The sequence below is a fragment of the Enterococcus sp. M190262 genome (assembly GCF_005843965.1).
In the GTDB taxonomy this organism is placed as follows: domain Bacteria; phylum Bacillota; class Bacilli; order Lactobacillales; family Enterococcaceae; genus Enterococcus_D; species Enterococcus_D gallinarum.
In genome coordinates this window covers 3,056,208-3,079,109 of record NZ_CP040461.1, presented here as the reverse complement: position 1 = coordinate 3,079,109, position 22,902 = coordinate 3,056,208, and the positions used below count along the sequence as shown (strand labels likewise).

General features: G+C 40.7%; 24 protein-coding genes. All 24 read left to right on the top strand.

Annotated elements, in window-relative coordinates:
- Positions 1-65: 65 nt before the first annotated feature.
- The 24 genes from FE005_RS14540 (at position 66) to FE005_RS14420 (ending at position 22,834) form a co-directional block, all read left to right on the top strand.
- Positions 66-602, top strand: a complete 537-nt coding sequence (locus tag FE005_RS14540; RefSeq protein ID WP_138372063.1) for a GNAT family N-acetyltransferase — start codon at positions 66-68, stop codon at positions 600-602.
- Between the two features lie 231 nt (positions 603-833).
- Positions 834-3,659 (top strand): sigma-54-dependent transcriptional regulator, encoded by a 2,826-nt coding sequence (locus FE005_RS14535; RefSeq protein WP_005471136.1) that lies wholly within the window; start codon positions 834-836, stop codon positions 3,657-3,659.
- Between the two features lie 228 nt (positions 3,660-3,887).
- Complete coding sequence (locus tag FE005_RS14525; RefSeq protein WP_029486684.1) at positions 3,888-4,382, top strand: mannose/fructose/sorbose PTS transporter subunit IIB; 495 nt, start codon at positions 3,888-3,890, stop codon at positions 4,380-4,382.
- Positions 4,383-4,452: 70 nt separating this feature from the next.
- Entirely contained in the window at positions 4,453-5,442 is a 990-nt protein-coding gene (locus tag FE005_RS14520; protein WP_003126193.1) for a mannose/fructose/sorbose PTS transporter subunit IIB, read from the top strand.
- Between the two features lie 29 nt (positions 5,443-5,471).
- The gene (locus FE005_RS14515; protein ID WP_003126194.1) at positions 5,472-6,275 is read left to right on the top strand and encodes a PTS mannose/fructose/sorbose transporter subunit IIC; all 804 of its coding nucleotides are present in this window, start codon (positions 5,472-5,474) and stop codon (positions 6,273-6,275) included.
- A gap of 20 nt (positions 6,276-6,295) precedes the next feature.
- Positions 6,296-7,207: a PTS system mannose/fructose/sorbose family transporter subunit IID gene (locus FE005_RS14510; RefSeq protein WP_003126195.1), complete on the top strand. Its 912-nt coding sequence runs from the start codon at positions 6,296-6,298 to the stop codon at positions 7,205-7,207.
- Between the two features lie 113 nt (positions 7,208-7,320).
- A complete protein-coding gene (locus tag FE005_RS14505; protein ID WP_138372062.1) occupies positions 7,321-7,686 on the top strand; it encodes a DUF956 family protein in 366 nt (121 codons plus the stop codon).
- Positions 7,687-7,758: 72 nt separating this feature from the next.
- Positions 7,759-7,998: a GlsB/YeaQ/YmgE family stress response membrane protein gene (locus tag FE005_RS14500; RefSeq protein ID WP_005471142.1), complete on the top strand. Its 240-nt coding sequence runs from the start codon at positions 7,759-7,761 to the stop codon at positions 7,996-7,998.
- 81 nt (positions 7,999-8,079) lie between these two features.
- The gene (locus tag FE005_RS14495; RefSeq protein WP_005471145.1) at positions 8,080-8,592 is read left to right on the top strand and encodes an RNA polymerase sigma factor; all 513 of its coding nucleotides are present in this window, start codon (positions 8,080-8,082) and stop codon (positions 8,590-8,592) included.
- Complete coding sequence (locus tag FE005_RS14490) at positions 8,585-9,643, top strand: anti sigma factor C-terminal domain-containing protein (protein ID WP_113849570.1); 1,059 nt, start codon at positions 8,585-8,587, stop codon at positions 9,641-9,643. Before FE005_RS14495 ends, FE005_RS14490 begins: the two co-directional genes overlap by 8 nt.
- Positions 9,644-9,751: 108 nt before the next feature.
- Positions 9,752-10,816, top strand: a complete 1,065-nt coding sequence (locus FE005_RS14485; RefSeq protein ID WP_138372060.1) for a Xaa-Pro peptidase family protein — start codon at positions 9,752-9,754, stop codon at positions 10,814-10,816.
- 202 nt (positions 10,817-11,018) lie between these two features.
- On the top strand, positions 11,019-11,444 hold the full coding sequence (locus tag FE005_RS14480; protein ID WP_003126202.1) for an Asp23/Gls24 family envelope stress response protein: 426 nt from the start codon (positions 11,019-11,021) through the stop codon (positions 11,442-11,444).
- On the top strand, positions 11,437-11,889 hold the full coding sequence (gene nusB / locus FE005_RS14475; protein ID WP_003126203.1) for a transcription antitermination factor NusB: 453 nt from the start codon (positions 11,437-11,439) through the stop codon (positions 11,887-11,889). Before FE005_RS14480 ends, nusB begins: the two co-directional genes overlap by 8 nt.
- Before the next feature lie 250 nt (positions 11,890-12,139).
- Complete coding sequence (locus tag FE005_RS14470; protein ID WP_113849571.1) at positions 12,140-12,457, top strand: cupin domain-containing protein; 318 nt, start codon at positions 12,140-12,142, stop codon at positions 12,455-12,457.
- Between the two features lie 14 nt (positions 12,458-12,471).
- The gene (locus FE005_RS14465; RefSeq protein ID WP_138372059.1) at positions 12,472-14,112 is read left to right on the top strand and encodes a peptide ABC transporter substrate-binding protein; all 1,641 of its coding nucleotides are present in this window, start codon (positions 12,472-12,474) and stop codon (positions 14,110-14,112) included.
- A 261-nt stretch (positions 14,113-14,373) separates the two neighbouring features.
- Positions 14,374-15,225, top strand: coding sequence for a bifunctional methylenetetrahydrofolate dehydrogenase/methenyltetrahydrofolate cyclohydrolase (locus tag FE005_RS14460; RefSeq protein ID WP_005471160.1), 852 nt, complete (start codon positions 14,374-14,376; stop codon positions 15,223-15,225).
- Position 15,226: 1 nt separating this feature from the next.
- Entirely contained in the window at positions 15,227-16,579 is a 1,353-nt protein-coding gene (gene xseA, locus FE005_RS14455; RefSeq protein ID WP_138372058.1) for an exodeoxyribonuclease VII large subunit, read from the top strand.
- Positions 16,560-16,778 (top strand): exodeoxyribonuclease VII small subunit, encoded by a 219-nt coding sequence (locus tag FE005_RS14450; protein ID WP_003126209.1) that lies wholly within the window; start codon positions 16,560-16,562, stop codon positions 16,776-16,778. The genes xseA and FE005_RS14450 overlap by 20 nt, the downstream gene beginning before the upstream one ends.
- An 8-nt stretch (positions 16,779-16,786) precedes the next feature.
- Positions 16,787-17,671 (top strand): polyprenyl synthetase family protein, encoded by an 885-nt coding sequence (locus tag FE005_RS14445; protein ID WP_175413577.1) that lies wholly within the window; start codon positions 16,787-16,789, stop codon positions 17,669-17,671.
- Complete coding sequence (locus tag FE005_RS14440) at positions 17,671-18,501, top strand: TlyA family RNA methyltransferase (RefSeq protein ID WP_003126211.1); 831 nt, start codon at positions 17,671-17,673, stop codon at positions 18,499-18,501. Before FE005_RS14445 ends, FE005_RS14440 begins: the two co-directional genes overlap by 1 nt.
- A gap of 93 nt (positions 18,502-18,594) precedes the next feature.
- On the top strand, positions 18,595-19,044 hold the full coding sequence (gene argR / locus FE005_RS14435; protein WP_003126212.1) for an arginine repressor: 450 nt from the start codon (positions 18,595-18,597) through the stop codon (positions 19,042-19,044).
- Between the two features lie 12 nt (positions 19,045-19,056).
- Positions 19,057-20,727: a DNA repair protein RecN gene (recN, locus tag FE005_RS14430; protein WP_138372057.1), complete on the top strand. Its 1,671-nt coding sequence runs from the start codon at positions 19,057-19,059 to the stop codon at positions 20,725-20,727.
- A gap of 122 nt (positions 20,728-20,849) precedes the next feature.
- Positions 20,850-21,578: an alpha/beta hydrolase gene (locus FE005_RS14425; RefSeq protein WP_138372056.1), complete on the top strand. Its 729-nt coding sequence runs from the start codon at positions 20,850-20,852 to the stop codon at positions 21,576-21,578.
- A 401-nt stretch (positions 21,579-21,979) separates the two neighbouring features.
- Positions 21,980-22,834: a phosphate ABC transporter substrate-binding protein PstS gene (locus tag FE005_RS14420; RefSeq protein WP_003126216.1), complete on the top strand. Its 855-nt coding sequence runs from the start codon at positions 21,980-21,982 to the stop codon at positions 22,832-22,834.
- The last annotated feature ends 68 nt before the right edge of the window (positions 22,835-22,902 follow it).

The following is a 22,902-nucleotide window of genomic DNA, read 5'->3' as shown; positions in this document are numbered from 1 at the left end:
ACAAGGATTGTCTTTTTTTTATTAGAAAGGTATACTGATAAAAATTTGAAGAAAGAAGGGAATATATGAACATTCGAAAGGCTGCTGTTGCAGATACCAAATCATTGTTAAAAATTTATGCGCCTTATGTAGATCATACGGCTATTACTTTTGAAACAGAGATACCAACTGAGGAAGAGTTTGCGCACCGGATCACTCAAACGCTTCAGCGTTATCCATACTTGATTGCTGAAGAAAATGGTGTCATTCTTGGCTATGCTTATGCCACCGCTTACAAAATACGAGCTGCCTATGACTGGACGGCGGAAGTGACGGTTTACATCGATCGAGAAGTAAAAGCAAAAGGGATAGGAACGATGCTTTATCATCATTTGGAGTCAGAGTTGAAAAAACAAAATATCGTAAATTTGACCGCTTGTATCACGGCTGGGAATGAAAGCAGTGTGAGGTTCCATCAAAAATTTGGTTACAAAGAAGTTGCATGTTTCCCACAAATTGGCTATAAGTTTGAGCAGTGGCACGATGTTTTGTGGATGCAAAAAGAGTTGCAGCAGTTTGATGGTGACGTGCCAAAATTTATTCCCTACCCATTGACACAATAATCATAGCATTAGATTGTCTTTTTTTTGCTAAATGCTTTATTCTTAAGTTAATCAAAAGGTGCTATGAAAAAATGGTTAGTGCTGTATGCTGCAAGATTTTTCAAGGGGCGTGTTTAAGAGTGGCTAGGTTATTGGCTGGTTTGAGTAGGGAAAGTATTCAGAAAAGATTTGCAATTTTTATTCAAACCCATTAAAGTATTCAAGGATAAAACTTTCAAGGAGGCGGAGCTGTTGGGGAAACGGATTGAGCGTATTTATCAATTTTTATTGGAAAATACAGAAAATGGCTTGAATGAAAAGGGAACGACGACATCAGAGGTCGCTGATCAATTGATGATCCAACGAAGCAATGCCAGCAAAGATTTGAATCAACTTGTCAAAGAAGGCCGCGTTCAAAAGAGTGATACCCGGCCAGTGAGGTATTGGGTAGCTCAAGATGCACGGTCTGGGCCTGAGAAATATGTTCCAAGTTATAAAGAGAACCGCCCCCAAAGAGAGAAAGCTACGCCGCAGCGAGTGGATGTCAAATTGGGAAACCGTGATATTTTTTCAACGATCATTGGTGTGAACGGCAGCATGAAAAATGCTGTCGAACAAGCCAAAGCGGCAATTCTGTATCCTCCTAAGGGGCTGAATTGTTTGATCACTGGACCAACAGGTTCAGGGAAGACGTATTTTGCTCACGCCATGTTTCAGTTTGCGAAAAGCAATCAGGTGATCGAAGAGGAAAAAGAGTTGATCGTTTTCAACTGTGCCGATTATGCCAATAATCCAGAGTTGCTTATGAGCCATTTGTTCGGTTATGTTCGCGGTGCTTTTACCGGAGCGGATCAGGAGAAAACCGGAATCATTGATCAGGCGGATGAAAGTATGCTATTTCTAGATGAAATACATCGATTGCCGCCTGAAGGACAAGAAATGATTTTTTACTTTATGGATCATGGAACCTTTAGTCGATTAGGTGAGACTGGTAAAAATCATCAAGCCAATGTTCGCATCGTCGGAGCAACTACTGAGGATCCCAATTCGACATTGTTGGACACTTTTACTCGGAGAATTCCGATCAATATCCAACTGCCGTTTTTTGAAAAACGACCTGCCTCAGAAAAAGTGGATCTTGTTCGGGTACTTGTAGGACAAGAAGCAACACGAATCCAACGCACGATCACATTGACTGAAGATGTCGTTAAAGCGTTGATTGGCAGTGTCAGCTTCGGAAATATTGGTCAATTGAAGTCCAACGTTCAGTTGGTCTGTGCACGAGGGTTCTTGAATCATATGCAACAAGATGAAATCGAGATTGATTTGGACGAACTTCCCGAAGGAATCCGCTCAGGATTAATGGTCTTGGGGAATCGCCGAGATGAGTTAGCTGAGCTGTCCAAAATTCTTGAGCCGACTGTGCGTGTTCAACCAAACCAAAATCTTAATAATATTCAATCCGATTCTTATGAATTACCGTATAATCTTTACGATATTATCGGCGATAAAGCTGCTTTATTAAAAGCGGATGGGCTGGATCAAGAAGCCATCAATCATTTCATATCTACAGATATCAATGTTCATTTGAAATCATTTTACAAAGATCACGGCTTTTCTTTCAATTCAGAAAACAAATTGAGCGAGTTTGTGGATCAAAAAGTGATCACAGTGACAAATCGTATTTATGATCTGGTACGCACAAGGCTGAACTATGAATTTCAGCAAAATTTTGTGTATGCGATGAGCTTACACATTAGTTCTTTTTTGAAAAAAATTCATCTGGGAGAAGAACGGCATACCAATGACAATATTCGTCAAATGGTCGCCGACTATCCGAAAGAGTTTGAAGTTGCTAAAGAAATTCGTACATTTATTGGTGATAGTTTCAAAGTATCGATTCCTGAAAGTGAAACCTATTATTTGGCTGTTTTACTCGTATCTTTGCGGACTGCCCATTCCTCTGGAAAAATTGGTGTAGTTGTAGCAGCCCATGGGAATAGCACGGCAAGCAGTATGGTTCAAGTGGTTCAACAACTTTTAGAAGTGGATCAAGTGGCAGCAGTAGACATGCCTTTGGACATGCCGCCTACCGTTGCATTGAAAAAGATCGAAGAAAGTGTTCAAGCAGTTAATGATGGTAGCGGCGTGATTTTATTAGTAGACATGGGATCTTTGGCTACCTTCAACAATGAGATTCAGAGGGAAACAGGTGTGATTGTACGGACTGTCGATATGGTGACGACATCAATCGTTTTGGAAACAGTCCGAAAAGCATCAGTTATCGGCACGGACATCGATAGTTTGTACGAATCGCTTAGAAAATTTCGCGGCTATGGTTCCGTTGAACAGCCAGAGGGACACTTAAGCAATCATCATCGCAAAGCCATCTTAGCCATCTGTGCCTCGGGTAAAGGAACGGCTCAGAGGATCAAAGAACTAATTCAAAGTTCCCTCTCGAAACGTCAAAATCAGAATGTAGAGGTTGTGACACTTTCAGTGGCTGATTTAAAGACTGAGTTAGAACCCATACAAAGACAGTATCAACTGATCGCCACGACAGGGATCATAGATCCTAAAATCGATGCGCCTTTTATTTCTCTGGAACGATTCATTGATCAAGATGTAGATCAATTGTTGGAAGAAATTTTGTTAGAGAATGATCTGAGTTTTGAACAAGATGTTGAACTTGGTGAAGAACAAGCAGAAGAAATTTGTTTTAAATATATGGAGCAAAACCTGACTTTTGTCAATCCGCGAAAAGTTATCGAGCCATTGTGGCAATTTGGCCATCAATTGATCAATGATTTAGAATTGACGGATGCAATACCAGGGTTTCAAATCAATTTTGTGCTCCACTCTGCTGGAATGATCGAACGGATCGTATTAAAGCAACCTTTAACTGTCGATGAACCCCTTGTTTCTGAACTGAAGCAAGAGCCGATGTACAAAAAACTTCACATCCATGTTCGCTCGTTCTCGCGCTTGTTAAATGTAGAAATACCAGAAAGCGAAGAATATTACTTAGCAGAGTTGATTAAAAATCATCAAGAAAAAACGGTTTTGGCTGATCAATAATACATTAAGAATAGAATACACTAAAAAAGATACACTGTTTTTCAGTGTATCTTTTTTTAGTGTATCATCAAGAGGCCGATTCTTAAGCCTTTCCAAAGATTAGTGTATTGTATAAAAGTTGGCACGCTTCTTGCTTCTATATAAGTGGATACAGGAGGTGAATGAAAAAAGTAAGGGATCCACAAATAGCCAGCGGATCGATGGATGTAGGAGGTTTTTACGATGGGAATGGATATACGTCTTGCTCGGATCGATGATCGTTTGATTCATGGTCAAGTAGCAACAGCCTGGTCGAAAATGACTGGTATTAACCGAATCATCGTTGTCAGTGACGAAGTCGCAAATGATCAGCTTCGCAAATTTCTTTTGAAAGAAGCCGCTCCGCCAGGAATCAAATCCAATGTCGTCACAGTGGCGAAAATGCTTGAGGTTGCACATAACGCATTATTTGATACCCAAAAAGTCATGTTATTATTTACCAATCCTCAAGATGTTGTCACACTAGTCAAAGGCGGATTACCGATTCATTCAATCAATATTGGAGGAATGAGCTTTTCGATAGGAAAGCGGATGATCACTAATTTTGTTTCTGTAAATGATCAAGACCTCGAATCACTGCTTTATTTGCAGAAACAGGGCATTGAAGTCGAGATTCGAAAAGTTCCTGCTGATCGTAAAATCTATTTGATGGATATTTTGGAAAAAGAGGGTAGTCACACTTGATTTTTCGTCGTTGCTTTTTTTCTTTCATTTAAGTGTCACATTTATCAATTTTGAAATAGGAGGTAAAAAGATGGTAGGAATTATCCTAGCAAGTCATGGAGAATTTGCAAACGGCATTTTGCAATCTGGTTCAATGATTTTCGGCGAACAAGAAAATGTTAAAGCTGTAACATTGATGCCAAGTGAAGGCCCAGATGATATCAAAGCAAAAATGCAAGAAGCAATCGCCACATTCGACGATCAAGAAGAAGTGTTATTCTTAGTTGATCTTTGGGGCGGTACACCTTTCAACCAAGCAAACAGCTTGTTTGAAGACCACAAAGACAAATGGGCAATCGTAGCTGGTATGAATTTACCAATGGTCATCGAGGCTTACGCTTCACGTTTTTCAATGAATACAGCACATGAGATTGCTGCACATATCATTGAAACAGCTAAAGAAGGGGTCAAGGTGAAACCAGAAGAACTTGAACCGGCAGAAGCTGCTGCTCCAGTTGTGGCTGACGATCAACCTAAAGGATCACTTCCTCCAGGTACTGTACTGGGCGATGGCAAGATCAAAATTGTATTGGCTCGTGTTGACTCTCGTTTGCTTCACGGACAAGTAGCTACAGCATGGACAAAATCAGTGAATCCATCACGGATCATCGTAGTATCAGATGCAGTTGCAAAAGACGACTTGCGTAAAAAATTGATCGAACAAGCAGCTCCTCCAGGAGTAAAAGCCAATGTTATTCCAGTAGAAAAAATGATCGAAGTGTCAAAAGACCCTCGTTTTGGTAATACGAAAGCATTGCTATTGTTTGAAAATCCAGAAGATGTATTGCGAGTAGTAGAAGGCGGCGTAGACATTCAAGAAGTCAACGTTGGTTCAATGGCTCACTCAGTCGGAAAAGTTGTTGTAAGTAAAGTATTGTCTATGGGTACTGAAGACGTTGAAACGTTCGAAGAACTAAAATCACGGGGCATCAAATTTGATGTGCGTAAAGTACCAAACGATTCACGCGACAACATGGATGAAATTTTGCGTAAAGCGAAAAACGAATTGTCGAACAAGTAAAAAGTATACAACTAAATAGGAGGTCTATCATGTCTATTATATCTATGGTATTAGTAGTAGTCGTTGCCTTTTTAGCTGGTATGGAAGGGATCTTGGATGAATTCCAATTCCACCAACCGCTAGTGGCATGTACATTGATCGGTCTAGTGACCGGTAACTTAGAAGCATGTATTATTTTAGGTGGATCATTACAAATGATCGCGTTAGGTTGGGCAAACATTGGTGCCGCTGTCGCACCGGATGCTGCATTGGCATCTGTTGCATCTGCAATTATTTTAGTTTTAGGTGGACAAGGACGTGGCGGTGTTGACACAGCCATTGCCGTTGCGATTCCTTTGGCTGTAGCTGGTTTGTTCTTAACAATGATCGTACGTACATTAGCTGTACCAATCGTTCACTTTATGGATGCAGCTGCTGAAGAAGGTAATATCCGCAAAATCGAAATGTGGCATGTGATTGCCGTATGTATGCAAGGGATCCGTATTGCGATTCCAGCAGCAGCATTGCTAGCAATTCCAGCTGCAACTGTTCAAAACTTCCTAGAATCTATGCCAGCTTGGTTAACAGATGGTATGGCTATCGGTGGTGGTATGGTTGTTGCCGTAGGTTACGCAATGGTTATCAACATGATGGCAACTCGTGAAGTATGGCCATTCTTCATCATTGGTTTTGTGATTGCAGCGATTTCTGAATTGACATTGATTGCGATCGGTGCGTTGGCAGTAGCTATTGCATTGATTTACTTGAACATCACCAAAATGGGCGGATCATCAAATGGAGGCGGCGGCAGCAACACTGGCGACCCTCTAGGCGATATCTTGAATGACTATTAGAATCGAAGGAGGAGAAAAAAATGGCAGAAAAAATTCAATTAAGTAAAAAAGATCGTTTAGCCGTAGCATGGCGCTCTACCTTCATTCAAGGTTCATGGAACTATGAACGTATGCAAAATGGTGGTTGGGCATTCTCAATGATTCCAGCAATCAAAAAATTATACAAAACAAAAGAAGACCGTGCCGCTGCTTTGAAGCGTCATTTGGAATTCTTTAACACTCACCCATATATTGCTTCACCAATTCTAGGGGTAACTTTAGCATTGGAAGAAGAACGTGCCAATGGAGCCGCTGTCGATGATGTAGCGATCCAAGGGGTAAAAGTTGGTATGATGGGTCCTTTGGCTGGTGTCGGTGACCCTGTATTCTGGTTTACTGTTCGTCCGATGTTAGGAGCTCTAGGTGCTTCTCTAGCGTTAGGAGGAAACATCTTAGGCCCAATCATCTTCTTCTTGGCTTGGAATATCATTCGTTGGGCATTTATGTGGTATACACAAGAATTTGGCTACCGTGCCGGATCAAAAATCACAGATGACCTTTCAGGTGGTTTGCTGCAAGACGTAACAAAAGGTGCTTCAATCCTAGGGATGTTCGTATTAGGATCGCTTGTTCAACGTTGGGTATCAATTTCATTTGCACCTGTTGTATCTCGTGTCCCTCTTGATGAAGGAGCATATGTGGATTGGGCAAAATTGCCATCAGGTCCAGAAGGGTTACAACAAGCATTCCAACAAGTCGCTGAAGGCCGTGCATTAACAGATACGAAAGTAACGACCTTGCAAAACAACTTGGATCAATTGATTCCTGGGTTGGCTGCACTATTACTTACTTTGTTATGTATGTGGTTATTGAAGAAAAAAGTTTCTCCAATCATCATCATTATCGGTTTGTTCTTAGTCGGTATCGGTGGACACTTGATCGGATTGTTCTAATCTTTCAACTAAAAGTGCTTGGGGAAACCCAAGCACTTTTTATCTATTCGCCAAAAATCATCAGAACAAGTATAATAAGAAACAATAAGACGTAGAAATGGAGCAAACAAATTATGGTACAATCCCTGAACACCAAAGTTGATTTGACGATCGATGCGACCTCATTTTTGGGTATCAACGAATATGGCAAAATTATGATCGGCGACAAGGCTTTTGAATTTTACAACGACCGTGACCAGCGGAAGTTTATCCAGATTCCTTGGGAAGATGTAGATTACGTGATTGCCTCTGTCATGTTCAAAGGTCGTTGGATCCCAAGGTACGCTATTCGGACGAAAAAAAATGGCACCTATATTTTTTCTTCGAAAGAGCCCAAGAAAGTTTTGCGGGCGATTCGCGTCTATGTTGATCCGGATCATATGGTTCATTCTCTTGGCTTTTTCGATGTGCTAAAGCGGGCTTTCACTCGCAGAAAATAACATGCAGGCATATTTTTGTTCAAACCATAATTGATGTGGTACCCTTTTATTAGAAAGTTTAGGAGGGGTATTATGCATTTTTTATGGACATTGATCGTAGGTGCGGTCATCGGATCAATCGGAGGCGCAATCGCTGGTGAGAAACGCGGTTGTATCTTTGATATCGTAGCCGGGCTAGTTGGGGCATCGATTGGTCAAGCACTATTTGGAACATGGGGACCACAGATTGCTGGAATGGCAATTGTTCCTGCCATTATCGGAGCGGTCATTTTTGTCGCTGTTGTTTCGTTCTTCTTGGGACGTAGAAAATAACTTACAGCCATTCATTTTTTAATGAATGGCTTTTTTTTTTGTGACTTTTTCTCTGTGAGTTCGTATAGTAGGTATGGAGGGGTGACTGAGTTGGGAGATGAACTGTTAGCAAAAATATATAAAGATTACTCGCAAGACTGTTATTTGTATGCGTTTTATTTTACAAAAAATAAAGAGCAGGCCCAAGATTTAGTCAGTGAGGCGTTTCTCGTCATAGCGGAATCTCTCGATGAGCTAAACGAAAAGCAAATCAACTATTTTTTACTAAAAATAATCAAAAATCGCTTCATTGACTGGACGCGTAAACAAACGGTGGCACATAGATGGCGAAAGTTTCCTTCACACGTTTTTCAAGCAGAAAGCCAACAGTTGTCTACCCCATTGGAAGAAATAATAGGACAAGAGAGAAAAAGAGCATTGTATCGCAGTATTGAGAAATTACCTAAAGATACGCGAGAAGTGATTTTACTATACTATTTTTTGGAGTGGCGAATTGAGGAAATTGCAACGTATAAAGAATGGAGCTACACGCAAGCGAAGAATCGTTTGTATCGAGGAAGACAATTACTTAAGGAGGAATTAACAAATGAATGAACCATTTCACTTTGAACAATTGCAAAGAAAAATCAAACAACAACGTTACAAACGAGGGATTTTCTTTCTTTTTGCAGCTGTTGTACTGACAATTGCAGTTTTACTTGTAATGCCAAAATTTGTTGACCTCTTTTTCTATGATCCTCGGCAAAGTAGCCTACAAGTAAATCAAGATAGTTACATCATGAATCGTCAAATCAATAACGAGTTAACGACGCAAAATCATTTTCTATCGAAGTATGAAATACGTTCATTAGGTTTTGGCAGTTATGAGGTGACAGAAGTTTATCAAAATCTCGATCAGAATCATTCTACGATTCAGACAGTAACGATCGATAAAAATCACTTGCTGAAGAATTATCTCTCTAATTCGCAAAAAAAAGATTTTCTTTTTGAATCACGTATGCGAGATTCATCGAGTCTTGAATTCTCTGAGAATCAGACAATGAAGCAGAACCTTTTGAACAATTTAAAAAAATTGCCCAAAAGCACTTCATTGATCACCACATTAATTTTTGAGAAAGACTTATCTTTGGAAGAATTGAGAGACTGGCAGATGTATCAAATACCCAAAGGAGAAATTCTCTGGACAGCTGTTCGAACAGGGGGGGCAACTGGAAATCAAGATTTTCAGCCGCTTGGGTTTTCCAATAGTTTTTCTCGTGTAGTCCCAGAAGAAAAGACACTTGAAGAGAGTTTTTTAAAAGACTTTCCTTTTCTGGATTTATCTGAAGCAACTAGCAAACAACAATCAGACTATTCAGAAACAGAACAATCCGCTGCGCATTTTGAATCGATGTTGAAATACTTACTAACCCAGAAAGACTTTTTAGCCTTGGAATCGAATGACGCGCGTGATATTTTATCTGTTGAACAAATTGAAACAGCGTTGACCTACATTCAAAAAAACGGTGTACAAACCTATGGAATTTCAGCACGCATGTCCGTAGATGCACTGATTACCCTTCTAGAAGACGGTGAAAACATTTTAACAGCGCGTGTGATGGAGACGAATTTGTTTTCTTTGATAGACCAGATTAACGAGGATTAAAGAATGTCTAAAAGCAATCTGTCTTTTTTTGTATAAATTTTTTTCATTCTTTTCGCTTTTCTGGGAAGTTTGCTATAATAATACAGAACAAGAAAGTGGGGAGAAAGAATGTTAAGAGTTGAAAAATTAAGAGAAGCAATGAGAAAAGATGCCATTGATGGCTTTTTGATCACGAGCCCATACAATTTGCGTTATTTGACCAATTTTACCGGCACGACTGGTTTAGCTGTCATTACATTGGACAAAGCTTTTTTCGTTACTGATTTTCGTTATACAGAGCAAGCGGCTGCTCAAGCACAAGGATTTGAAATCGTAAAAAATAGCGGACCGATTTTTGAAGAAGTTGCGGCTATTTGCGAAAAAGAAGAGATCAATGTTTTGGCTTTCGAAGAAAGTTACGTCAGCTTTTCTGATTATTCGGTCTTGGAGGAGATTATTGAAGAATCTTCATTGGCTCCTGTTTCAGGTATGATCGAAGCATTGCGGGAAGTCAAAGATGAGTCAGAAATCGCGTTGATTCAACAAGCTTGCCATATTGCGGATCAAGGATTTGAACATATTTTGAAAATGATCCGTCCCGGAATGTCAGAAATAGAAGTAGCCAATCAACTTGACTTTTTCATGCGTTCTTTGGGCGCTACAAGCGTTTCTTTTGATACAATCGTTGCCAGTGGATTACGTTCAGCTATGCCCCATGGGGTAGCTAGTGAAAAAGTAATTGAACAAGGAGATTTGATCACTCTGGATTTTGGTTGCTACTATCAAGGATATGTTTCTGATATGACTCGGACGTTCGCCGTAGGTGATCCCGGAGACAAATTAAAAGAAATTTATCAAATCGTCCTTGAAGCTCAAGAAAAAGTTTTAGCTGCAGCCAAACCGGGCATGACAGGAATTGAATTAGATGCAATCGCACGTGATCATATTGCTTCATTCGGCTATGGAGAAGCTTTCGGACATTCAACGGGTCACGGAATCGGTCTAGAGATCCATGAAGGACCAAACGTCTCTTTCCGAGCAGACAAAGCATTTGTTACGGGCAACGTCATTACAGACGAACCGGGAATTTATCTTCCAGGTATCGGCGGCGTTCGAATCGAAGATGATTTGTTGATCACAGAAACTGGTAATCAAGTTTTGACGCATTCTCCTAAAGAATTGATCATCTTGTAAATCAACATCCTCGTTTATTTCAGAAAATTCATTGAGAATAGTGGGTTATTATAGATTCTCAGTGCAGAAAATGATAAACTTAGAGCGAGAAGAAACCTCTATACAAATGAAACTGTCTATCCAAGTCATGACTTATTGAGACGAAACATATCGTGAAGGGATAGATAACAATGTGTGGAAGTTTAGAATGGAGGCAAAACTTATGAATGAAGATAAAAATCTAGTCTTAGACGCAAGTCCTGAATTAGGCGAAATCGTGATCGCACCAGAAGTCATCGAGATCATTATTGGTATCGCAGCATCTAAAGTGGAAGGTGTCTATGGGATGCGGGGGACATTAGCCAATAGTGTGACTGAATTGCTTGGACGCTCCGCGCATGGCAAAGGGGTCTACTTGACAATCGATGAAACTGGGATCAAGGTTGATCTTTATTGCTATCTAAGCTATGGCGTTTCAGTGCCTAAAGTAGCAATGGAAATTCAAGATCGAGTGAAACAGCAAGTATTGTTCATGACAGATGTTCACTTAGCGGAAGTCAATGTCCATGTGGTAGCTGTAGTACCAGAAAAGATTGAGCAACCTGATATTGAAGAATTATTCGGAAACGACGAGGAAGAAAATGAGTAAAGAATTATCACGTCACGAGATTCGGAAAATGGCTCTGCAAGCCTTATTTCCTTTAGATTTTAATAAAGATTTAACGAAACAAGATGCGATCATGCATGCAATTGAGTTGGAACACCATGAGCTGATTGATGAAGAACAGGAACACTTCGTTCCAGCGTATTTGGATCAACTTGTAGCAGGGGTATGTCAGTACAAAGAAGCGTTGGATGAAGTGATCCAGTCCCATTTAAAATCCGGTTGGAAGATCCAACGATTATCAAAAATGGATGTAACGATTTTACGAATTGCATTATATGAAATGGTGTATGTTGACAATGTTCCTAATCGAGTCGCGTTAAATGAAGCCATTGAATTAGCCAAAACATTCAGTGATGACCAATCAAGAAAATTTGTGAATGGTATTTTGTCTAATGTGAACAGTGAAATTGAAAGTAAGAATGACTAGTTAATCAAAACAGCCTCAGCTAAAAGCTGAGGCTGTTTTTTGGTTATTTGCGATACAATGCCATAGTTGTTATTAAGTTGGTTGAGGTAAAAAAACTGAGTCTTTCTACAGAGAGAAGTGTTAATAAAAGTAATTTTTTCAAAAAAACAGCTGAAAAATAAAAATAAAAGCGATATTTTGAATAAAAGTATTGACTTTAGAATATTCTGACGATTTAATTGAAAGTAATAATTGAAAGGAGTCAGAAAAAATGAAAATTATTTCAGTGGATAATGGGAAAGAATTTGAAACGATATTTGATTCATTGAATCAAACCAACGGAAAGGTTCAAATGGGAGTGGTTCGGTTAGCTCCAGGTGAGAAAAGACCATTAGAGGGATTTGCACGTCACACACAAGATGAATTTTCCTATGTGATCAAAGGAAGCGCTCATACAGTTTTAGAAGACGGAACAGATCTCACTGGAAATCCGGGAGACTGTCAATGGATCGAAGCCGGAGAAGGGCATATCAACTACAATGATGGCACAGAAACGGCTGAGGTTGTGTGGTTTTTGGTGGAACGATAAAAAGGAGGAAAAGAATGAGAAAAGGATTTAACAGATTGTTGGGGTTGATAGTAGCAATGATATTTTTGACTGGATGTACAGCAGGTACAACAACAAAGCAGAAAGAAGATTCAGCCTCTCAAGTGATTCGACTAATGTCTATGACAGAGCTAACTTCATTGGATCCGGCTGCCATGTTGGACTTCCCAGATGCAATTATTCAAACAGCCACTTTTGAAGGCTTATATCTATTGGATGAAAAGGATGAAGTGCAGCCGGGTGTAGCAGTTGATTTACCGGAAATTTCGTCTGACGGCAAAACTTATCGCTTTAGGTTACGCGAAAATGCACAATGGAGCAATGGGGATCCGGTGACAGCGAATGACTTTGAATATGCTTGGAAACGGATGATTGATCCTGAAAATGCATTTCAGTATAGTTTCTTGATGAATGGATTGATCGAAAATGCGGAAGAAATTGCCCGTGGCGATCAGTCGGCGGATACGCTAGGTGTTGAAGCAAAGGATGACTATACATTAGAAGTCCGTCTTACACAACCAGCTCCGTATTTTACTTCCTTGATGGTTTTTCCGATTTTCTTTCCTCAAAATCAATCGGTTGTCGAAAAATTTGGACAGGAATATGGGACAGCCAGCGACAAAATTGTTTATAATGGACCATTTGTTGTAAAAAACTGGCAGCAAACTGAAATGAATTGGGATTTAGCCAAGAATGAATCTTATTGGGATCAAGAAGCTATTCTGGCAGAAGAGATCCATTATGATGTGGTAAAAGAATCTGCAACCGCGCTAAATCTTTATGAAGATGGACAGTTGGATGTCGCGATCATCAGTGGAGAGATCGCCAAACAAATGCAGTCAAGTGACCAATTTGCCTCTTATCCTTCGGCAACGATGAATTATATCCGGTTAAATCAAGAAAGAAAGGGACAACCGACACCTTTACAAAATGAAAATTTACGAAAAGCTCTCGCATTGGCCATTGATAAAGAGAATCTTGTCAATAATATTATGGCAGATGGATCCAAACCCTTGAATGGCGCGATCACAGAAGGCTTTGTCGCTAATCCTGATACTGGCGTGGACTTTCGTGAGGAAGCTGGTGATTTGATGGCCTATGATAAAGAAAAAGCGCTAGCCTATTGGGAACAGGCAAAAGCAGAATTAGGCGATGAAATCGAGCTTGATCTGTTAACGACTGATGATGGTTCCTACAAAAAAATGGGTGAGAGTATCCAATGGAGTTTGGAGGACCTCTTTACTGGTTTGAAGGTCAATATGCGCTCGCTGCCAGCCGAAACAGCGTTGAATCTTGCTAGTGAAAGCGACTATGATTTGTTCCTAATTTATTGGACTCCCGATTATCAAGATCCTTATTCTACACTTAAGATGATGTATAGCGGAAACAATCGCCATTACTCGAATCCTGTTTATGACCGCTTATTGGATGATGCCAGCACTACCTATGCTCTTGATAAGAACAAGCGATGGGAAACGATGATTGCAGCCGAAAAAGAACTGATGGAAACAACTGCCGGTATGATCGTTATCAGCCAAAATCAAAACTCAGTGTTACAAAATCCTTCAATCTCAGGATTAAACTATCACACTTTTGCGGCACCGATGACTCTCAGAAACCTTGTGAAAAATGAGTGAAGAATAGCTGATCAATCAGACTCATTATATCAAAACTGCGGATTTTGAATTGATTAGGTTTCTACAAACAAATAGTGAAAACTAGGCAGTCCTTTTGCAAAAGAGGCTGCCTTTATTGTTCTGTGTGAGTCTTTGGTTAAGCAGTTGCAATGAGAAAATGCTATGATACTAGAGATGGGAAACTATGATTTTCCTACCAGAAATCATTTTTCTTCAAAGCGAACTATGCTAGAATAGAAAAAAGTCAGAGGAGTTGTCAAGATGGGTATTTTGATTAATGGAAAAGAATTAGCAGAAAAAATGCAAGCAGATCTTACTGCAGAAACCGCCCTTTTAAAAGAACAAGGAATTGTTCCCGGCTTAGTTGTTTTACTGGTAGGGGAAGATAAAGCAAGTCAAACGTATGTGCGAAACAAAGAACTGGCTGCGGCAAGAATCGGCATACGATCTAAAGTTGAACATTATCCCGAGTCGATAACTGAAGAAGAACTACTTAGTGAAATCGACAAGTACAATCAGGACCCAGACTTTCATGGTATCTTAGTCCAGCTGCCACTGCCAAAACAAATCGATGAAGAGAAAGTGTTGCTAGCTATCCGACCTGAAAAAGATGTCGATGGTTTCCATCCTATCAACCTTGGTAAATTGTTTGCTGGTGTTCCCGATCGAATCCCTTGCACCCCTTACGGTATTATGAAAATGTTTGAAGCGTATGATATTCCACTTGAAGGTAAAAATGCATTAGTGATCGGCCGAAGCAATATCGTAGGCAAACCGATGGCACATTTGCTTCTCGGTAAAAATGCTACCGTCACGATCGCACATTCAAAAACACAGAATTTACCAGCATTGGCTAGACAAGCCGATATCTTAGTGGTTGCGATTGGACGCGGTCATTTTGTAACTAAAGAATTTGTGAAAGAAGGAGCAGTCGTTATTGATGTAGGAATGAATCGTGATGAGGCAGGAAAATTGATTGGGGATGTGAAATTTGCTGAAGTTGAACCTATCGCAAGCTATATCACGCCAGTTCCACGAGGCGTCGGACCAATGACGATCACGATGCTGATGGCACAAACCTTAGCAGCGGCAAAGGAGACTGTAAAGAGATAACATGGCACAACAATATTTAACTGTGACCGCATTGACCAAATACTTGAAACGCAAGTTTGATGCTGATCCTTACTTGGAACGAGTCTATTTGACTGGAGAAATCTCCAATTTTCGCAGACGGCCAAACCATCAATATTTTAGCTTGAAAGACGATGGCGCAAAAATTTCGACAGTCATGTTCAAGGGAGCTTTTGACAAGCTGCGATTTCAGCCGGAAGAAGGAATGAAAGTGTTGGCTGTTGGCCGCATTTCACTCTATGAGGCCAGCGGAAATTATCAGATGTACATTGAACACATGGAACCTAACGGAGTGGGGGCGTTGTATCAAGCCTACGAACAACTTAAGAAAAAATTAGCAGAAGAAGGGCTATTTTCAGCTCCCAAAAAAATCCTTCCACGATTTCCAAAACGAATCGCGGTACTTACAAGTCCCAGTGGCGCAGTGATTCGGGATATTATCACCACTGCGCAGCGGCGCTATCCGATTGCCGAAATCGTCTTGTTTCCAACCGTAGTCCAAGGAGACAAGGCAGCAGATGATGTAGTAAAAAATATCCAACGAGTAGAAGCAGATGGCACCTTCGATACAATGATTATTGGCCGCGGCGGAGGTTCTATCGAAGATCTCTGGCCATTTAATGAAGAACGCGTTGCACGTGCCATATTCGCTGCCGAGACACCAGTCATTTCTTCTGTGGGACATGAGACAGATACCACCATCGCTGATTTAGTGGCTGATGTACGAGCAGCCACACCAACTGCTGCTGCTGAATTAGCAGTGCCAGTTCTTTCAGAAGAAATTTTACGGATCGAAGAGAAGCAAACAAGGCTTGAACAAGCATTTATGTATCAAATCCAGCGGAAACAAGAACGTTTCCAACGGGCAGTAGGTTCTTATATTTTTCGTCAACCAGAGCGCTTATATGAGGCCCAAGCGATTAAGCTGGATCAGTTGCAGCAACGAATGAATCAATCGTTGCAAACACAGCTCTATGATAAAGAGAAGGTGGCCAGTCAGTTGATTCATCGTTTGGAACAACAGCTACCTAAGGCACGGCTATCAGCTGCAGGACAAGAAGTTACTTATTTAACGCAACGACTAGAAAAAGCCATTCAACTTAGCGTTGAAAAAAAAGAACAGCGATTTTTAAGTGCTCTCCAATCGTTAGATCTTTTGAGCCCTCTAAAAATCATGGGACGAGGCTACAGTTTTACGACGAAAGACGAGCAAGTCGTTAAAACCATCGCAGATATTGAAGCTGGTGATGAGTTGAACGTCCATTATCAAGATGGTCAAGCGCTTGTTAAAGTTATTGCAACAGAAGGAGAAGATCATGGCAAATCCAACATTTGAAGAATCATTACAAGAATTAGAACAAATCGTTACTCGGCTGGAACAAGGCGATGTACCATTAGAAGAAGCTCTTGACGCTTTTCAAAAGGGAATGGTGTTAAGCAAACAGTGCAAAGATACATTGGCTAAAGCAGAAAAATCATTAACAAAAATGATGACTGAAAACAATGAAGAAGTTCTTTTTGATGAGGAAGACTAATGGATAACATGCAACAATTTCAAGAAAAATATCTTTCGGAGATCGAAGCTGTGATTGTTCGATTTCTAGAAGAGCATACAAGTGATCAAACGTTGAAAGATAGTATGCTCTACTCCATTCATGCTGGCGGTAAACGAATTCGTCCATTGCTGTTGACAGCGACCGTTGCTTCTTTCTATAAGTCAATGACTTTGGGAGTATACCAGACTGCAGCAGCCCTAGAGATGATTCATACCTATTCACTGATTCATGATGATTTGCCGGCGATGGACGATGACGCCTTGCGACGAGGCAAACCAACAAACCATAAAGTCTATGGAGAAGCACTAGCGATCCTTGCTGGGGACGGTCTATTGACTGCTGCGTTTCAGTTGTTATCGTTAGCTGATCTTGAACCAGATAAGAAAATTTTGCTTTTGCAGCAGCTTAGTCATACGGCAGGCACAGCGGGGATGGTGGCTGGACAGGCAGCAGATATCCAAGGGGAAAATCAGCAACTCACACTTGATGAGTTGATCAGCATTCACGAACGCAAAACAGGTGAACTGATTCGTTTTGCAGTGATTGCAGGTGGTATTTTAGCGGATCAGACAGAAGAAGTTATCCAGCTGCTCGATCAATTTGCTCGTCATATGGGCTTAGCCTTCCAAATCCGCGATGATCTTTTAGATGTCACCAGTACAACAGAAGTATTGGGCAAGATTGTCCATCGAGATGATGCACTAGCGAAAAGTACTTATCCGGCTTTGCTAGGACTTGATGGCGCTAGTGAAGCGTTGAAGGATGAATTGAATCAAGCGTATGCTGTGTTAGATGAACTGAGCAGTTATGGTCATTTCGATCAACGATTGCTCGCATCCGTTGTCAAACAATTCGAGATTAGAGGAAAGTAATGAAAAAAGAACGAGTAGATGTTTTAGCGGTCCAACAAGGACTTTTTGAAACCAGAGAACAAGCGAAACGCGGTGTCATGGCTGGATTAGTTTACACAGAGAAAAATGAACGTTTAGACAAACCAGGTGAAAAAATCAGCGGGGAGACACAGTTGCAAATCAAAGGCAAAAAGCTGCCTTATGTCTCCCGTGGTGGCTTAAAACTTGAAAAAGCTTTGAAAATTTTTGACTTTGAGGTGAAAGACCAAATTCTGCTGGATATTGGTGCGTCTACCGGCGGCTTTACTGATGCAGCTCTGCAGAATGGGGCAAAAATGAGTTATGCCTTAGACGTTGGCTACAATCAGTTGGCGTGGAAACTACGTCAAGATCCGCGAGTAGTCGTGATGGAACGTGTGAATTTTCGTTATGCCAAACCTACTGATTTTTTAGAAGGATTACCAGAAAGAGCAACCATCGATGTGTCATTTATCTCTTTGAAGTTGATCTTGCCGCCGTTACATGAAATTCTCGTAGACCAAGGAGAAGTCATAGCGCTGATCAAGCCCCAATTCGAAGCAGGGAAAGCATCTGTCGGAAAAAACGGCATTGTTCGTGATCCTGCAGTCCATCAAAGGGTTCTCGAAGAAATCTTGGACTTTGCCCAATCGAATGGCTTTAATATTCTTGATCTTAGTTTTTCACCGATCACGGGCGGTGAAGGCAACATTGAATTTTTGGTTCATCTACAGAAAGTGCAGAATGGTGATGGCACAAGGAAAGCCGAAATCTCTGTCCCTCAGATCGTTGCTGAAGCACATGAAACCTTTCATCATCCAAAAACTTACTGATTTTGCAGAGCTGGTATTTTACATGCCGGCTCTCTTTCTTTCTGTCTAAAAATAGGATAAAATTAGTAGGAATTCAATCAGGAGGAACGAGAGATGAGAAAAAAAGAGCGTCATCGTTTGATAACACGATTGCTTAGTGAGCAAGATATTCAAAAACAGGAAGAATTTGTCGAATTGCTTCAGGAAAAAGGGGTGTCGGTCACACAAGCGACAATTTCCCGCGATATCAAAGAAATGAAGCTAGTCAAAGTCCCTTCACAAAAAGGTGGCTACCGCTACAGCATTCCTCAAGAAACGTCAGAAGATGTCATTGCCAAATTAGAAAAGATTTTGAAAGCTGCCTTTGTTTCTGTTGATCGAATGGATAAATTCGTTATTTTACGCACATTGCCGGGAAATGCTTCCGCTTTGGCAAATTTGATCGATAAACAATATGCAAAGGAACTGTTTGGTACCTTAAATGATGATGACAATGTATTGATGATCACTAAAACAGAAGCAGATGCAGAAACTTTGTTTAAAGATTTTCAACGATTTATGTAGAGGAGGCAATCCATGCTTTTAGAGTTGACCATTCAAAATTTCGCAATTATTTCCCACTTACACCTTTCTTTTCATGAAGGAATGACAGCTTTGACAGGTGAAACAGGTGCCGGGAAATCAATCATTATTGATGCGATGGGCTTGTTAGCCGGCGGACGCGGATCTACTGACTACTTGCGTAAAGGAGCAGAGAAATGCCGACTGGAAGGCCTTTTTGAATGGCCGCAGCAGCCTGAGTTTCAAGAACTGACAGAAGAATTAGGCATTGATCAAGAAGATGTGCTGATCGTCCAACGGGATATCACACAAGCAGGAAAAACAATCTGTCGTGTCAATGGACGTACGGTCACCTTGGCAAGTCTGCGAAAGATTGGTCTTTTTTTAGTTGATATTCAAGGACAAAACGAACATCAAGAGTTATTACAGCCGGAAAGGCATCTTAGCTTGGTAGATGGGTTTGGCGATGATGGTTTCAAAGCAGAACTGCTGCACTATCAGGATGCCTATCAGGAATACCGCAATTTAGAAAAACAGGTTCGCAATATTCAGGAAAATGAACAATTATACGTTCAACGGATGGATATGCTGCGATTCCAACAAGAAGAAATCGCACAGGCTGAATTAATCGAGGGCGAAGAAGAAAATCTGATCGAAGAACGTGAGAAGTTAACCAACTATCAGAAAATCGTCGATGCACTGGGGCAAAGTTATGGTGCGCTCTCTTCAGAAGAAATGAGCAGTGTCGACGGTGTAAGTGTGGCACTGTCCGAGATCCAATCTATCGCCCACTTAGATCAAGCCTATGAAAAAATCACTGAAACGATCCAGAGCGCTTATTATTTGTTGCAGGATGCTGCTTCTGATATTTCACGACAATTAGATAACCTTGAACTTGATGAAGGACGTCTAGAAGAAGTTGTCAACCGACTGGAAACGATTCGTCAATTGAAGCGCAAATATGGCGAGTCCATCTCCGTCATCCTAGCTTATTATGAAGAAATTAGTAAGGAGATCTCTGAATCTGCCTATACTGAAGGCCAGCTGGAACAGTTAGAAGAGCAATTGACAGCTAAGGCCGATGCTGTTTGGGCTCTTGCTGAACAACTCCATGTCAAGCGGCGAGAAATCGCACATCGATTAGAAAAAGAAATTGTGCAAGAATTGAACGACCTCTATATGGAACATGCACAGTTTGAAGTTCGTTTTGCAAATGGCAAGCAGTTGACAGCTACTGGATTTGATAGTGTGGCTTTTTATCTCACGACCAATCCTGGGGAAGGCATGAAGCCGTTGGTTCGGGTAGCATCTGGTGGTGAGCTGTCTCGTATCTTATTAGCATTGAAATCGATTTTTTCACGGAAACAAGGGATCACGAGTATTGTTTTTGACGAAGTAGATACCGGAGTCAGTGGCCGCGTGGCGCAAGCAATTGCTGAAAAGATCTCAAAAATTGCGTTGAATTCCCAAGTATTGTGTATCACTCATTTGCCGCAAGTAGCCGCAGTAGCTGATTATCAATATTTTATTGAAAAAGCGATCCAAGAAGGACGGACGGAGACTCGAGTTCGTCAGTTATCCTATGAAGAACGAGTGACTGAGATTGCTCGTATGTTATCAGGAGCAGAAATCACAGAACTGACAGTAGAGCATGCGCGTGAATTGTTAGCCTTGGCTCATCAGTAAATGCTTGAAAGAAGTTACCCACAAAATGGAAACGCGAACGCAAGTGCCGCTCCCTTCAAACTAGTTAAGAAGCGACTGCTTGGTTCAGGCGGTTCCATTTTGTTGATTTTGGAGGATGGAAAATGAAAAAATATCAAAAAATACTACTTGGTCTAGTGATCGGCCTACTGTTGATCGGAGCAGGTGGATGGTTGGGCTGGCAAAAATTACACTATCCGGCAAGTGAAGCCGCTCAAGCAGCTCTTTCGAAAGGGCAAGAGAAACGAGATGCGCTTTATTTCTCTGGAGACCCTGAAAAACCACTCGTTGTTTTTTATCCGGGAGCATTAGTAGATGCAGAAAGTTACAGTATTTGGGCAAAAGAGGTGTCTGAAAAAGGATACTCGGTTGCAATCGTCAAGATGCCCTTTGATATGGCGGTCCTTGGGGGAAATCGAGCAGAGAATATTTTAAACGAATTTCCACATAATGGCTATGTGATTGGCGGGCATTCATTGGGTGGCGTGATGGCAAGCCGTTATGCCGCTAGTCAAAAGAATGGGTTAAAGGGAGTCTTTTTCTTAGCGAGTTATCCAGATGAAAAAGGCAGTTTAGCAGAGACTAATTTGCCTGTGCTTTCTCTCACTGCTAGCAATGACGAGGTATTGAATCAAGGGAATTATCAAGCAGCAAAAACCTATTTGCCGGATTCAGCTATTTTCGAAACAATCTCAGGAGGCAATCACGCTGGTTTTGGTAGTTACGGCTCACAGCGTGGTGACGGAGCTGCCGAGATTTCAAATGAGGAACAACAACAACAGATCGCTGAGAAACTCACACAATGGTTAGATAACCTGGATAAAACACAATAATCCGTTATTTTGGACAAAAAAAGACGGCAGAAGCTGGTACATAAATGACCACTTCTGCCGCTGTTTTGATTCAACATACATTTGGGGAAATGTTGATGAAATCACGAAAACGTCGAACATAATTTGGGGCTATTCTTGATTGGGGAAGCAAGAAAGGTTATTATGTTCTTTTAATAATTGTTTTCTTATCCAGTATAGCACAGTAAGAATTGACAATATACTTCTTTTTACTAATTGAAAAAAATTTTTACTTTTTTACTTTTAGTTATTTTCTGTAAGTGATTGTAGTAAATTTTTGTCAGGAGTGAGAAATATTAGCAAATAATAATTTTCAACAATTTCATAAAATGGTAAAATGGAAATAATTGTATTTAACTTTGGAGAGAACAAGGAGCGTTATCATGAAAAAATTGAAATTTTTGGGACCAGTTTTAGGCTTGGTCATTCTATTATCAGGATGTGCAAAATGGATCGATCAAGGGGAATCGATCACCGCTGTCGGCTCATCCGCATTACAGCCGTTAGTAGAGACTGTGGCAGAAGAATTCCAAAATGAAAACCCAGGCAGATTTATTAATGTTCAAGGTGGCGGTAGTGGTACAGGATTGAGTCAAGTTCAAGCAGGTGCTGTAGATATCGGCAACTCAGATCTGTTTGCAGAAGAAAAGTCTGGTATCGATGCTAAAGCACTTGTGGATCATAAAGTAGCTGTAGTAGGAATCACTCCTATTGTAAATAAAAATGTCGGTGTATCTGATATCTCTACAGAAAATTTACGAAAGATTTTTCTAGGCGAAATTACCAACTGGAAAGAAGTAGGGGGGAATGATCAAAAAATCGTTCTATTGAACCGTGCGGCAGGAAGCGGAACAAGAGGAACTTTTGAAAAATGGATCATGGATGGAGAAACAGCAATCCCATCGCAAGAACAAGATTCAAGTGGAATGGTTCGTTCGATTGTTTCGGATACGCCGGGAGCTATCAGTTACGTTGCATTCTCTTATGTGACAGATGATGTCAATGTTCTTTCTATTGATGGCGTAGCACCGACAGACGAAAATGTGACGACAAATGACTGGAAAGTCTGGGCGTATGAACACATGTATACGAAGGGAGAACCTACAGCACTGACAGCAGAATTCCTAGAGTATATCCTTTCGGATGAAGTTCAAGAGCACATTGTTGGGGATCTTGGTTATATTCCTATTTCAAGAATGCAAGTTGAACGCGATTGGGAAGGAAACGTCATCAAGTAACCTTTACACAAAATTTACAATGTTGCCGAAAAATTTACAAAAGGTTTAACAGAAATTGATGTTCGAGC

What these genes read in the sequence shown, in the direction of transcription:
- FE005_RS14540 (WP_138372063.1), top strand. Translation starts at nt 66, where the DNA reads ATGAACATTCGAAAGGCTGCTGTTGCAGATACCAAATCATTGTTAAAA.
- FE005_RS14525 (WP_029486684.1), top strand. Translation starts at nt 3,888, where the DNA reads ATGGATATACGTCTTGCTCGGATCGATGATCGTTTGATTCATGGTCAA.
- FE005_RS14520 (WP_003126193.1), top strand. Translation starts at nt 4,453, where the DNA reads ATGGTAGGAATTATCCTAGCAAGTCATGGAGAATTTGCAAACGGCATT.
- FE005_RS14515 (WP_003126194.1), top strand. Translation starts at nt 5,472, where the DNA reads ATGTCTATTATATCTATGGTATTAGTAGTAGTCGTTGCCTTTTTAGCT.
- FE005_RS14510 (WP_003126195.1), top strand. Translation starts at nt 6,296, where the DNA reads ATGGCAGAAAAAATTCAATTAAGTAAAAAAGATCGTTTAGCCGTAGCA.
- FE005_RS14505 (WP_138372062.1), top strand. Translation starts at nt 7,321, where the DNA reads ATGGTACAATCCCTGAACACCAAAGTTGATTTGACGATCGATGCGACC.
- FE005_RS14500 (WP_005471142.1), top strand. Translation starts at nt 7,759, where the DNA reads ATGCATTTTTTATGGACATTGATCGTAGGTGCGGTCATCGGATCAATC.
- FE005_RS14490 (WP_113849570.1), top strand. Translation starts at nt 8,585, where the DNA reads ATGAATGAACCATTTCACTTTGAACAATTGCAAAGAAAAATCAAACAA.
- FE005_RS14485 (WP_138372060.1), top strand. Translation starts at nt 9,752, where the DNA reads ATGTTAAGAGTTGAAAAATTAAGAGAAGCAATGAGAAAAGATGCCATT.
- FE005_RS14480 (WP_003126202.1), top strand. Translation starts at nt 11,019, where the DNA reads ATGAATGAAGATAAAAATCTAGTCTTAGACGCAAGTCCTGAATTAGGC.
- nusB (WP_003126203.1), top strand. Translation starts at nt 11,437, where the DNA reads ATGAGTAAAGAATTATCACGTCACGAGATTCGGAAAATGGCTCTGCAA.
- FE005_RS14470 (WP_113849571.1), top strand. Translation starts at nt 12,140, where the DNA reads ATGAAAATTATTTCAGTGGATAATGGGAAAGAATTTGAAACGATATTT.
- FE005_RS14465 (WP_138372059.1), top strand. Translation starts at nt 12,472, where the DNA reads ATGAGAAAAGGATTTAACAGATTGTTGGGGTTGATAGTAGCAATGATA.
- FE005_RS14460 (WP_005471160.1), top strand. Translation starts at nt 14,374, where the DNA reads ATGGGTATTTTGATTAATGGAAAAGAATTAGCAGAAAAAATGCAAGCA.
- xseA (WP_138372058.1), top strand. Translation starts at nt 15,227, where the DNA reads ATGGCACAACAATATTTAACTGTGACCGCATTGACCAAATACTTGAAA.
- FE005_RS14450 (WP_003126209.1), top strand. Translation starts at nt 16,560, where the DNA reads ATGGCAAATCCAACATTTGAAGAATCATTACAAGAATTAGAACAAATC.
- FE005_RS14445 (WP_175413577.1), top strand. Translation starts at nt 16,787, where the DNA reads ATGCAACAATTTCAAGAAAAATATCTTTCGGAGATCGAAGCTGTGATT.
- FE005_RS14440 (WP_003126211.1), top strand. Translation starts at nt 17,671, where the DNA reads ATGAAAAAAGAACGAGTAGATGTTTTAGCGGTCCAACAAGGACTTTTT.
- argR (WP_003126212.1), top strand. Translation starts at nt 18,595, where the DNA reads ATGAGAAAAAAAGAGCGTCATCGTTTGATAACACGATTGCTTAGTGAG.
- recN (WP_138372057.1), top strand. Translation starts at nt 19,057, where the DNA reads ATGCTTTTAGAGTTGACCATTCAAAATTTCGCAATTATTTCCCACTTA.
- FE005_RS14425 (WP_138372056.1), top strand. Translation starts at nt 20,850, where the DNA reads ATGAAAAAATATCAAAAAATACTACTTGGTCTAGTGATCGGCCTACTG.
- FE005_RS14420 (WP_003126216.1), top strand. Translation starts at nt 21,980, where the DNA reads ATGAAAAAATTGAAATTTTTGGGACCAGTTTTAGGCTTGGTCATTCTA.